Origin of the sequence: Patulibacter sp. (assembly GCF_030655195.1) — a bacterium.
Lineage (GTDB): Bacteria > Actinomycetota > Thermoleophilia > Solirubrobacterales > Solirubrobacteraceae > Patulibacter.
The window spans coordinates 1-12223 of record NZ_JAURWA010000179.1; the positions used below are offsets into that span (position 1 = coordinate 1).

11 protein-coding genes are annotated in these 12223 nt (G+C 72.0%); all 11 read right to left on the reverse strand.

What is annotated here, in order from left to right; genetic code table 11:
- Nucleotides 1-4362: hypothetical protein (locus Q7T67_RS19415; RefSeq protein WP_370695429.1), on the reverse strand; the 4362-nt coding region annotated here is incomplete at its 3' end.
- A 662-nt stretch (nt 4363-5024) separates the two neighbouring features.
- On the reverse strand, nt 5025-5393 hold the full coding sequence (rplL, locus tag Q7T67_RS19420; RefSeq protein ID WP_304793787.1) for a 50S ribosomal protein L7/L12: 369 nt from the start codon (nt 5391-5393) through the stop codon (nt 5025-5027).
- Nucleotides 5394-5446: 53 nt separating this feature from the next.
- Nucleotides 5447-6136, reverse strand: a complete 690-nt coding sequence (rplJ, locus tag Q7T67_RS19425) for a 50S ribosomal protein L10 (protein ID WP_304793790.1) — start codon at nt 6134-6136, stop codon at nt 5447-5449.
- An 81-nt stretch (nt 6137-6217) separates the two neighbouring features.
- Nucleotides 6218-6943 (reverse strand): 50S ribosomal protein L1, encoded by a 726-nt coding sequence (rplA, locus tag Q7T67_RS19430; RefSeq protein WP_304793793.1) that lies wholly within the window; start codon nt 6941-6943, stop codon nt 6218-6220.
- A complete protein-coding gene (gene rplK / locus Q7T67_RS19435) occupies nt 6943-7368 on the reverse strand; it encodes a 50S ribosomal protein L11 (protein WP_304793796.1) in 426 nt (141 codons plus the stop codon). Before rplK ends, rplA begins: the two co-directional genes overlap by 1 nt.
- Before the next feature lies 1 nt (nt 7369).
- Nucleotides 7370-7894 (reverse strand): transcription termination/antitermination protein NusG, encoded by a 525-nt coding sequence (nusG, locus tag Q7T67_RS19440; RefSeq protein ID WP_026912990.1) that lies wholly within the window; start codon nt 7892-7894, stop codon nt 7370-7372.
- Nucleotides 7895-7919: 25 nt separating this feature from the next.
- Nucleotides 7920-8219: a preprotein translocase subunit SecE gene (gene secE, locus Q7T67_RS19445; protein ID WP_304793800.1), complete on the reverse strand. Its 300-nt coding sequence runs from the start codon at nt 8217-8219 to the stop codon at nt 7920-7922.
- A gap of 37 nt (nt 8220-8256) precedes the next feature.
- Nucleotides 8257-8421, reverse strand: a complete 165-nt coding sequence (gene rpmG, locus Q7T67_RS19450; protein ID WP_084270254.1) for a 50S ribosomal protein L33 — start codon at nt 8419-8421, stop codon at nt 8257-8259.
- Between the two features lie 186 nt (nt 8422-8607).
- Nucleotides 8608-9483: a transglutaminase family protein gene (locus tag Q7T67_RS19455; protein WP_304793808.1), complete on the reverse strand. Its 876-nt coding sequence runs from the start codon at nt 9481-9483 to the stop codon at nt 8608-8610.
- Nucleotides 9484-9514: 31 nt separating this feature from the next.
- Nucleotides 9515-10477 carry an alpha-E domain-containing protein gene (locus tag Q7T67_RS19460; protein WP_304793811.1) on the reverse strand — a complete coding sequence of 321 codons (963 nt, stop codon included), beginning with the start codon at nt 10475-10477 and terminating at the stop codon, nt 9515-9517.
- A complete protein-coding gene (locus Q7T67_RS19465) occupies nt 10477-12138 on the reverse strand; it encodes a circularly permuted type 2 ATP-grasp protein (RefSeq protein ID WP_304793814.1) in 1662 nt (553 codons plus the stop codon). The genes Q7T67_RS19460 and Q7T67_RS19465 overlap by 1 nt, the downstream gene beginning before the upstream one ends.
- Between the last annotated feature and the right edge of the window lie 85 nt (nt 12139-12223).

A 12223-nucleotide genomic window follows, 5' to 3' on the forward strand; every position in this document is an offset into this window, starting at 1 on the left:
CGCGGCCGGCGCGGCGGCCGCCGGCGCAGCCGCGATCGGACCGGAGGCCGCGGTCGCCCGGAACGTGGCGCTCGCGTTGTCGTTGGCCGTCGTGGCGTCCGGGGAGGAGGTCGCGACCGTTGCGGTGTTCGTGACGTCGGCCACCGCGATCTCGCCCGAGGTGCGGGTGCCGAGGCAGAGCAGTCCGATGTCGGCCTTCTGCGTCGCGTTCGTCGGGTTGTAGAACGAGAACACGCGGCTCACCGGCTGCGGCTCGTTGCCCAGCGCGACGGCGCTGGGGTCGTAGGTCGTCGAGGCGACGATGCCCTTGCCGTCCGTGCAGGTCAGCGACTCGGTGATCTTGTCGGTCGTCGACCGGCTCGGCCGGACGTCGATGGACTTCGCCGTGGAGTCCAGGACGAGGTCGTGGGTGTGACCGTTCGCCGCCGTGAGCGTGGTGGAGAGGCAGCGGACCTCCAGCTGCACGCCCGCCGCGTCGCTGGCGTCGACCACGAAGCGCCAGCCCGAGCCGTCGGCGCGGGAGGAGAGGACGCGGCCGACGCCGTCGACGAAGGTCCAGCCCGGGGCGATCGCCACGCGGCCGGGGCCGCAGCTCAGGACGACGTCCTGCCGGCCACTGCCGCGGACGGCGGTGATCGGATCGGAGACGATGAGCGAGTGGGTGTGGCCGGTGTCCTCGACGGTCTTGCGGATGCAGACCACGTTGACGGTCGCCTGGAGCTGGCCGGTGGTCGTGTTGCGCGCCGTGCCGGTCCAGCCGGCGCCGTTCGCGGTGGCGCGACTCTCGACCACCCGGGTGTCCCCGAAGCTGCCGGTGTCCTGGTCCGTCGACTTCAGGAGGACGCTGCCGTCGGTCGCGACGTACCCGGGCTCGCAGGCCGCGGTCACCGTTCCGGTGGAGTTCGCCGGGACGTTCAGCGTCTCCTCCTTCTTGACCACGTCGTACTGGTGCGTGGCGTTCGGGTTCAGCGTGGAGGCGATCGGGTCGACCGAGACCGTCACCTTGACCTGGCGGCTCGCGCCGGCGGCGATCGAGCCGAAGTCGCAGGTGACGGTGCGGCCGGCGACGGAGCAGGCCTGGCTGTCGACGGAGACGAACGTGGTGCCGGCCGGCAGCGTGTCGGTCACCACCGAGTCGCGCGCCGGGCCGGGGCCCGCGTTGGCGGCGGTCAGCGTGTAGACCACCCGGTCGCCGGGCTTGGCCTGCGTCGTCGACGCCGTCTTCGTCACCGAGAGGTCGACGGGCCGGACGACGGGGACCACCAGGGTCGCGGTGTCGTTCGACGGGTCGGCGTCCGGCGACGTCGTGGACACCTTGGCGTCCGTGGTGAGCGTGGTACCGGCGTCGTCGCCGACCTTCACGACGATCGTGCGCGTGACCGACCGGCCGGGCCCGAGCTCGGCGGGCGTCAGGACGCAGGTGACCGTCGTGCCGGACCGCGTGCATCCGGGGTCGGCGGAGACGAACGTCGTGCCCGCCGGGATCGTGATCGTCACGGTCGGGTTCTGCGGCGTGGCCGGGCCGTTGTTGGTGACCGTCGCCGTGAGCTTGACCTCGTCGCCCGGCCTGACGGTGCCCGGGTCGGAGCCGAGCGTCACGCCCAGGTCGACGGCCTGTACGACCGGGGTGCTGGTCGACGCCGTGTTGTTCGTCAGGTCGGTGTCGTTCTCGGTGGTGGTGACCGTCGCCGTCGTGTCGATCGACGCGGGCGGGTTGGCCACGGTGCGGAGCGGGATGTTCAGCGGGGTGATGGTCGCGCCCGGGGCGATCGTGCCCAGGTCGCAGACGATCGCACCGGCCGAGACGGTGCAGCGGGGGTCGAGGTCTGCGGTGACGACCGTCGTGCCGGCGGGCACGTCGAAGTTGACGACGCTGCCGGGGGCCGCGGAGCCGCCCTGGTTCGAGACGCCGACGACCCAGGTGTAGGTGGTGTTCGGGCTCAGCGTCGCCGGGTTGCCCTGGATGGCATTGGTGACCTTGAGGTCGACCGGCTTGACGGCGACCGTGCTCGACGAGGTGTTGTTGCCGGGGGTCGGGTCGGGGTCGTTGCCCGTGACGCGGACCGTGTTGGCGAGCGAGGTGCCGGCCGTGCCCGCGGTGGGCTTGGCGACGACCGTGAAGGTCTTCGAGGCACCGGCGGCCAGCGGGCCCACGGTGCAGGACACCGTGCTGGACGCCGCGGACCCGGCGCAGCCGGCCTCGGACGAGACGTAGGTCAGGCCGGCGGGCAGCGTGTCCGTGACGACGGAGCCCGTCGAGTCCGACGAGCCGTTGTTCGTCACGCGGATCGTGTAGCTGACGTTGCCGCCGACCGCGATCGAACCGACGTCGGCGGTCTTCGTGACCGCGAGGTCCGCCGAGCGGGTCGGGCCGTTGGTGGCCGTGCCCGTGTTGTTCGTGAGGTTGCCGTCGCCGCCGCCGGACACCGACGCGGTGTTCGCGATGGACGCGGGCGGGTTGGCCGCGACGGTCGTGTTGAGCGTCAGCGCCGGGTACGCCGCGCCGGCGGCCAGCGCGTCGCCGCGGGTGCAGGTGAACGTCGTCGCGGTGTTGGAGCAGGTCCAACCCGTGCCCGAGACGGGGGTGGTGCCCCGGAAGGCGAGGCCCGACGGCAGCGTGTCCGTCACCGTGACGGTGCCCTGCGTCCGGGCGTCGCCGGAGTTGCGGGCCACGATGGAGTAGTCGTAGGGCTGGCCGCCGACGGGGTTGCCCGTCGCGGTCTTCGTGATCGTCAGGTCCGGGGACTTGACGGTCGTCGTGGCCGAGGACTGGGCGGTCAGCGGGGTGCCGAGGCTCGCGGAGGCGAAGCTCGCCGTCGCCGTGTTGACGATGTCGGTGTTGGAGGCGACCGTCGGGGAGCCGGGCCCGTTGACCGTCACGTCGAAGGTGGTGGTGTAGGTCGCGTTGACCGCGAGGGTGCCGCCCGCGGTGGCCGACGAGCCGGTGCCCAGGCGGGCGACCACGCGGCGGTTCGCCGCGTCGTACTCGGCGCGATCGTCCGCCGCGGCGTCCGTGGCGGCTGCCGTGGCGGCGCCGCCGGCGGCGGGCGAGATCTTGATCGAGCCCGGGACGTAGGTCGTGTTCGCGGGCACCGGGTCGCGGAGGACGAGGTTGGTGGCGCCGTCCTGACCGGTGTTCTGGCCGGAGATGGTGTAGCGGAGCGTGTCGCCCTGCTCGACCAGGCCGCCGTTGAGGTCGGTGACCGTCTTGGTCTGCTCGACCTTCGGGGCGTAGAGCTCGGTGGCGAAGGTCACGACGCCCGGGGCGTAGACGTCGCCCGAGGAGGTCAGGCCGATCGTCGCGCTCGTGGCGTTGTTGCCGAGGACCCCGTTGGCCAGGAGGATCGACTGCTCGATCCCCAGGTTGTTCGGGTAGTTCGGCGTCGTGGCCGTGCGGAGGACGCCGTCGCGGCTGCTGCGCGAGTTGAAGAAGTTCGTGGCGGGGTGCTGGGCGTCGCTCAGCGTCGTACCGTTGAGCGAGGCGCTGTCGCCGACGATGCCGCCGTCGCCCTCGTACGTGACGAAGCCGACGCGGGTGCGCACCTGGCCGGCGGGCGGCGTGGTGAAGCCGGAGACGGAGATGGTGCCGCTCGCGCCGTTGCTGATCGACTTGATGCCGTCGAAGACGGAGAGGTTGCGGGCCGGCTGCGACGTGTCGCGGTAGGCGACGACGAGCGACCAGCCGGCGAGTGCGTCTCCACCGGTGGAGGCCTGGACGTCGGCGACGGTGTACTGCCCGTTGCCGCCGGCCCGGACCTCGTCCGTGACGTCGGCGAAGCCCTGGTAGATGCCGCCGGTGCCGTCGTCGAGGGTGTCCGCGACCGTCGAGGTGTAGCCCGCCGCGTTGGGTGCACGGAACTTGACGGTGTTCCGCAACGCGGGGTTGCGGGCGCCCTGCCCGAGGATGCTGCCGATGGTGTTGCCGGCGGCGGTGCGGCCGCCCCAGTAGAGCCCGGCGAAGAGCACCTGGGCTCCGCTGGGGATCGACACGTTCGAGCGGCTCGAGTTGAAGGTCGAGGCGTCGCCGTCGACGTCGACGTACTGCATGGCGTACGCGTTGTTCTGGTTCAGCGAGTCCGCGGTCGTCGTGACGCCGGACTGCTGGGCGCCGGCGCAGCCGACGGCCAGTGCCGGGCACGTCATCAGCGTGTTGCCGAAGATGTCGATGTCGCCCGTGTCGTTCGCCGTGAACCGCGGGGCGAAGTTCCGATCGGCGGCGTCCGCGGAGGCGGCTGCGAAGCCCATGCCCGCGACCAGGAGGGCCGCCAGCAGCGCGAGCAGCGCGACCGGTGAGCGACGGAGGACGGAACCGGGGACGGCGCGCGTGGAGCGCGCCTGGCCGGAGGCGATCGAGGACGTCATGAGGTGCACGCTAGGTCGTGGTCGTATCGGAGCCGTATCGCGACCGGACGACCGAGGTGTCGGGCGGCGGTCGTGGTCGCGGGCCCGAGCGGCCCGACGATGATCGGCGGCGCCGACCATATACCGGGCGGGACCGTGGGGGCCCGAGGATCACCCCGGCCCGGCGCACGTTCACCCACCCCCGCCGGCCGGGCGACCCCGGGCGTCCAGCGACCGGGCCCCGGGCACCGGCGGCACTGCGGTCGCACGGTGTGCGCGAGTCCGGTCCACGACGGGGCTCGCGGTGTCGCCGGCCGGTCCGTCGACGACGCCGTGGACGCACTGCGCGGGTCGGGTCATCCGGAGCGTCCAGGGCCGGGCCCCGCACCACGGAGCGACCCGAACGATCGTCGAAGTCCCAGATCCGGGGCCACCCGTCCCGGTTCGCGCCGGCGTGCGGACGCCGGGCGCGGCCCGGGTCCTCGCTCCGGACCGATGACGCGTCGGCCCCTCCGCCTCGTCGGCGGCCGGGCCGCAGTCCCGACCCGCCGGCGGAGGTCGCCCCGGGCCGCGGCCCCCGCCCCGCGGGGAACGAGAACGGGCCGCTCGATGAGCGGCCCGTGGTCGGTGGCGCGGCGGCGAGGCCGCCGCGCCGGGTGCGCAGCCTCCAGGGCTGCGCGGTGCTACTTGAGGGTGACGGTGGCGCCGGCCTCTTCGAGCTCGGTCTTGAGCTTGTTGGCCTCGTCCTTGTCCAGGCCCTCCTTGACGGGGCCCGGGGCCTCGTCGACGACCGCCTTGGCCTCCTTCAGGCCGAGGCCGGTGGCGGCGCGGACGACCTTGATGACGCCGATCTTCTTGTCGCCGGCGGCCTCGAGGATGACGTCGAACGCCGTCTGCTCCTCGGCGGCCGGGGCGGCCTCACCGGCGGGGGCGGCGGCGGCGACGGCGGTCGCGGAGACGCCGAACTCCTCTTCGAGCGCCTTGATGCGCTCGGCCAGCTCCAGCACCGTGATGCTCTTGAGCTCTTCGATCCAGTCCTGCGTGGTAGCCATGTTGTGTCTCCTGTGTGCGATTCGGGTGGGTCTGGCGGGTTGCTGCGGCGTGGTTACGCCGACGCACCCGACTCGTCTGCGGCCGGGTCAGCGGCCGCGTCGTTCTCGGCGGCGGGGACGTCGTCCCCACCCGCCGTGTCGTCCTGCACCTCGGCCGGAGCCGAGGTCTCCTCGGTCGGAGCGGAGGCCGCGGGCGCATCGCCCGAGGGGATCTCGCCCGACTCCTTCTTCGCGTTGACCTCGCCGAGGGCGATCGCGAGACCGCCCAGCAGACCGCCGAGGCTCCGGGCGAGGCCCGTGATCGGCGATGCGACCATGCCGACGAGCTGGCCGTAGAGGGCCTGACGCGACGGGAGCTTCGCGATGGCCTGGATCTCGTCCGGGCTCAGCTGGCTGCCGTCGAGCACGCCGCCCTTGAAGGTCGGCAGCTCGCCGTTGTCCTTCGCGAACGTCGTGATGGTCTTCGCGGCCGCGGCCACGTCGCCCTTGACGTACATCAGGGCGGTCGGGCCGGCGAGGAAGTCGCGCAGCGGCTCGGCCGACTCGCCGACCTCGGCGATGGCGCGACCCGTCAGCGTGTTCTTCGCGACGACGAGCGTCGCGTCGGCCTCGCGCAGCTTGTTGCGCAGCTCCGACGCCTGCGTGACCGAGAGGCCACGGTAGTCGACGACGAGCACGGCGTCGGACGCATTGATGTTCTCGACGATCTCGGCGATCGCCTGGGTCTTCTGATCCCTGTTCATGAGCCTCCTGTCCCGGACTTCCGGCCGTCAGGTGACGGCCAGCCGAGGGTCTTCGGGGGCGACGAAGGTGGTGTGTGGTGCCTAGGCGGCGACCGCAACACCCTCTTCGTCGCGGACACGTGCGGATGCCTGGTCGATCTTCACGCCCGGGCCCATGGTCGAGGCCACGGTCACGGTGCGGATGTAGCGACCCTTGGCGGCCGAGGGCTTCGCGCGGTTGATCTCGTCCAGGACGGCGACGAGGTTCTCCACGAGCTGCTCGGCGGGGAAGGACGTCTTGCCGATGGTGAGGTGCACGATCGCGGTGCGGTCCGTGCGGTACTCGACCTTGCCGGCCTTCGACTCGGAGACGGCCTTGGCGACGTCCATCGTCACCGTGCCGACCTTCGGGTTCGGCATCTTGCCCTGCGGGCCGAGGACCCGGCCCAGACGACCGACGAGCGGCATCTGGTCGGGGGTGGCGACGACGACGTCGAAGTCGGAGAAGCCCTCCTCGATGCGCTTGGCGAGGTCGTCGGTGCCGACGAAGTCCGCACCCGCGGCCTCGGCCTCGGCGGCCTTGGGGCCCGCGGCGAACACGGCGACCGTGACGGACTTGCCCAGACCGTTGGGGAGCGCGATCGTGCCACGGAGCTGCTCGTCCGCGTGACGGACGTTCAGGCCGGTGCGGATGTGCACCTCGACGGACTCGTCGAACGACGCGCGGGAGACCTGCTTCACCAGGGCGAGCGCCTCGGTGACGTCGTACTCCTTGGTGCGGTCGACCTTCGTGCGGGCCGCGACGAACTTCCTACCGTGCTTCGGCATCAGGCCTCTACCTCCACGCCCATGGAGCGGGCGGTGCCGGCGATGATCTTCTTCGCGGCGTCGATGTCGTTGGCGTTGAGGTCGGAGAGCTTCTTCTCCGCGATCGCCGTCAGCTGGTCGGCGGTGAGCTTGCCGACCTTGGTGATGTGCGGCTCGCCCGACCCCTTCTGCAGGTTGATGGCCTGCTTGATCAGGATGGCCGCCGGCGGGTTCTTCGTGACGAACGTGAACGTCCGGTCCTCGAAGACGGTGATCACCACGGGGATGATCGTGCCGGCGTCCTGCTGCGTGGCGGCGTTGAACGCCTTGCAGAACTCCATGATGTTCAGGCCGTGCTGACCAAGCGCGGGACCGACGGGCGGGGCCGGGGAGGCCTGGCCGCCTACGGCCTGCAGCTTGATCTGGGTGAGAACTTTCTTCGCCATCTCAGATCTTCTTCACTTGATCGAAGCCCACCTCGACCGGGGTCTCCCGGCCGAAGATGGACACAAGAACCTTGAGCTTGCCGGCGTCCGGGGAGACCTCTGCGATCTCCCCCGAGAAGTCGGAAAGCGGGCCGGCGACGACCTTGACGGATTCGCCGACGGTGAACTGTGCGCGCGCCTGAGCCTTGGTGGGCTGCTGCGAGCGCTTCAGGAGGCGATCGATCTCCTCCTGGGTCAGCGGGATCGGCTCGTCGCCGGCCCCCACGAACCCGGTGACGCCCGGGGTGCCCTTGACGAGCTGCCACGAGTCGTCCGTGAGGTCCATCTGGACCAGCACGTAGCCCGGCATCGTCCGCTTCTCGGACGTGACCTTCACGTTGTCCTTGACCTCCGTCACCGACTCGGTCGGGACGACGATCTGGCGCACGGCACGCCGCTGCCCGAGCGTGATGAGGCGGTGCTCGAGCTTCTGCTTCACCTTGGCTTCGTGCCCGGAGAAGGTGTTGACGACGTACCAGCGATACATGAGAAGGGTGCGGTGCGGAGGGGGGTCAGATGACCAGGTCGACGAGCTGGGACGCGACAGCGTCCACGCCGCCGAGGAAGGCCCCGGCGAGCAGCACGAACACGATGACGACGCCGGTGCCTTGGGCGACCTGCGTGCGGTCCGGCCAGCGGACGCGCTGCAGCTCGGCCCAGGAGGCCTTGAGGAACCCCGGGAAGCGCCGGATGCCGCCACCCTTGACGGGGGCGGAGTCGCTGCGCTCAGCTGCCGCGGCACCAACCGGACCGGCCCCCGCGGGGGAGGTCGTCAGGCGCGCGCGCTCGTTGTCGTGGTCCTCAGCTGCCATGGGGCGTCTCTCGTGCGAGTCGTGCGGGTCTCTCCGCCTACCGCGTCTCCTTGTGGGAGGTATGGGCCCGGCACCACTTGCAGTACTTGCTGATGGTCAGCCGGTCGGGCGTGTTGCGCTTGTTCTTCTTGGTCTGGTAGTTCCGTCGCTTGCACGTCTCGCAGGCGAGAGTGGCTGCGACGCGAACATCTCCGCGGGCCATGTGGGCTCCCGTACGCGATGCGAGTCGAAGGCTTCCAGGCTGCGGTGAGGCCGCCCGGACGAAACGGACCTACGCGAGGCAGGTCCGGCGGGGGAGAATAGCGAAGCGCGTCCTGCGCCGCCCCGTGCCCCCGGTCGGACGCCCTCGGGGGCCTCCCACCGGGGCCCGCGGCCCCGTGGGCCGGGCCTACGCCCGGGGGCTGGCCTGCGGCTCCAGGCGGGTCATCGTGACCCGGACGCCGGGCTCCGCCATCGCCTGTCCGCGGTAGACCCCGCGCACCGGTGGGACGTCCTGGTAGAAGCGGCCGTGGCCGATCTTCACGTGGGTGGCGCCGGCCAGGACGCCGTTGGTCGGGTCCGCGCCGACCCAGACGGGCTCGTCTCGGCCGCCGGTGCCCGGCAGGAGCGCCTCGACCCAGGCGTGGGTGGCGACCTCCATCGAGTCGTCGCCGCCGGCCTCGTCGGCCGCCCACAGGTAGCCGGACACGTAGCGCGCGGCGATCCCGTGGGCCCGCAGGAGCACGGTGCCGAGGTGGGCGAAGTCCTGGCAGACCCCGCCGCCCTGGTCGAGCAGGTCGTCGACGGTGGAGCCGACGAACGTCGTCTCGGTGTCGTACACGAACCGGTCGCGCAGGAGCTCGCTCAGGAGCCGCAGGGTGGCCAGCGGCGACGTGGCGCGCGTCGTCTCGACGAGATCCGCGATCCGCTCGGGCCGGGGCTCCTGGCCCGTGGGCAGCAGGAACTCCCCGGCGGCCGTCTCGTAGGCCGTCGTGCGCAGGGCCTCCCAGGGCGCCTCGGGCGGGGCGTCGGGGTCGGTGGTGGTCACGCGGGCGCGGACCTCGATGGCCAGGTGGTCGTGGGGCCGGTCGATGCCGAACTCCACGACCTCGGCCCCGAAGTAGTCCACGTAGCGGTGCAGGCGGGTCTCCGGGTCCGTCCGGACGTGGAACTCGTCGCAGCGCTGGTTCGGGGTGGTGGCCGGTCGGGCCCGCAGCGCGTTGAGGTTGTCGATCACCTCGCCGTCGTAGCGGTACTCGGTGACGTAGTCGATGCCGAAGTGCACGGTCTCTGGTCTCTCCGTCGTCCGTCGCGGGCTACGCGACGCTGAAGGCGGTGGGTCGGAGGGCTCCGGCGAAGTAGCGCTCGGAGATGTCGCGGTCGACGGCGTCCAGCTCGCCCTGGATCACGACGCTCTGCTCGACCAGCACGTTGCGGTCGGCGAACGCGAGGCTGCGCCGGTGGAAGTCGAGGTCGGCGGCCAGCCGCGAGAGCCGGAGCACCGGCGGGCTGGAGCGGGACGCGACGTCGGCCTGGTCGATCGCCTCGAGGACCGAGGCGACGTGGGCGGCCACGGCGTTGGGGTAGTCCCGCTCGAAGAGCAGGAAGCGCGCGACGTGCGGGGTGTCCGGCGGGCCGGCGGCGGCGCGACGGAACGCCTGCTCACCACCGACGGCGCGCAGGAGCGCGTGGGCCTGGCCGTCGCTCTCGCCGTCGTCGCCCGTCCGGACGTCGCCGGCGGGCAGGACGACGCGGAGCATGCGCAGCAGGACGCTGGCGCCCTCGAGCCGCTCGCCGGCGGCCAGGAACGCGCTGGCCTCGTCGCGCAGCATCGTCCGGCCGACGAGGCCCCAGAACAGGGTGCAGCGCTCGCGGACGGCGCGGAACGCCTTGGAGGGGTCGTGCAGCAGCGCGTCGGGCGAGACGGCCATCAGCTCGAGCGAGAGCGTGTTGATCGCCTCCCACATGTCCTGGGGCACGACGTCGCGCAGCGCCTTGGCGCTCTCGCGGGCCCGGCGGACGCAGGCCACGACGGAGGCGTCCTGCGTCGGCTCGAGCATGAGCCGCTGGAGGGCGTCGGCGGCGGCCACGCGGCGGCCGTCCCACTCCGCGCCCATGATCGCCATGACGGGACCCCAGGAGAGGTTGACGCCGACGGGGTCGTCGGGCCGGCCCTGCAGGTCGGCGGCGAAGACGCCCTCGAGCATGCGGGAGGTGTGCTCCGCGCGGGAGACGTAGCGGCCGAGCCAGTACAGCTCGTGGCCGATGCGGGCGAGCATCAGACGTCCTCTCCGGTCGTGATGTCGCGGGTCGGGACCGGCGCGGGCGGGCGGCGGGAGTCCTGCGACTGCGCCTGTGCCCCGCCCCCCTGCTGCTGCTGCTGGCTCTGGCCGACCCACGCGGAGTCCCAGCGGACCTCGGGCAGGGCCGGCAGGAGCCGCTCGCCCTGCGCGGGCTGGTCCGCGGCCTCGGGGTCCGGCTCGGGCGAGTCGGACTCGAGCACCCAGGTGTCCTTCGAGCCGCCGCCCATCGACGAGTTGACGAGCATGGAGCCCGGCGTCATCGCCACGCGGGTCAGCCCACCGGGGATCACGCGGATCGTCTCGCCGAAGACCGCGAATGGGCGCAGGTCGACGTGCCGGGGCGACAGGCTGCCGTCCTCGAGGACCGTCGGGACGGTCGAGAGCTTCACGACCTCCTGGCCGATCCACTTGGCCGGGTTGACCATGACGTCCTTGCGCAGCTGGTCGAGCTCGGCCTTCGTGGCGTGCGGCCCGATCACGACGCCCTTGCCGCCGGACTCGCTCGTCGGCTTGACCACGAGCTCGTCGAGGTGGTCCATCACGTGCGCGAGGTCGTCCGGACGGTCCATGCGGTACGTCGGGACGTTCTGCAGGATCGGCTCCTCCCCCAGGTAGAAGCGGATCATGTCCGGCACATATGGGTAGATCGCCTTGTCGTCCGCCACGCCGGTGCCGAACGCGTTGGCCACGGCGACCGTGCCGGAGCGGTAGGCCCGCAGGAGGCCCGGGACGCCGATGACGGAGTCGGGGCGGAAGTCGAGCGGGTCGCAGAACTCGTCGTCCAGGCGGCGGTAGATCGCGTGGACGCGCTCCAGGCCGCGGGTCGTCCGCATGTAGCAGACGTCCCCGCGCACGACGAGGTCGGAGGCCTGCACGAGCTCGACGCCCATCTGGTGCGCGAGGAACGCGTGCTCGAAGTACGCGGGGTTCAGCGGGCCCGGGGTCCAGACCACGACGGTGGCCTCGCCCTCGTCGGCCGGCGCGACCGCACGCAGGGCCTCCAGCAGGACCTGGGGGTAGTGGTCGACCGGCCGGACGCGGTAGCCCGAGAAGAGTCGCGGGGCCAGCCGGGTCATCGCCTGGCGGTTGGCCAGGACGTACGAGATGCCCGACGGCGTGCGGACGTTGTCCTCGAGCACCCGCCAGGTGCCGTCGGAGTCGCGGACGAGGTCGAGGCCGGCGATGTGCGTGTAGACGCCACCGGGGGGCCGGACGCCGTCGACCTGACGGGCGAAGTGGGACCGCGAGACGATCAGGCGCCACGGGATCAGGCCCTCCCGGACGATCTCGCGCCCGTGGTAGACGTCGTCGATGAACTGGTTCAGCGCGCGGATGCGCTGGGCGAGGCCGCGCTTGATCGTCGACCACTCGTCGGCGTCGATGACGCGGGGCACCAGGTCGAGCGGGAACGGGCGGTCGACGGCCTGGCCGTCGGGACCGATCGTGTCGAACGTGATGCCGGCCTGGATGAAGTTCGCGTCGCGGCGCCGACCGAGCGCGGAGAGCTGCTCGGGCTCGAGCGCTCCGACGGCCTCCATCAGCTGGGTGACGTGGTCTCGAGGGGCTCCGGAGGCCTTCACGGCCTCGTCGTAGATCCCCTCGGGGCCCCGGTACGACAACGACGGTCCGCTCGGCATCGGGGACGACACTAACGGGCCGGAGGACGCGGGTCGTTGCGCCTCGCGGCCAGCTGCCGCGCCGCCGGATGTGCCGCTGGGAGCA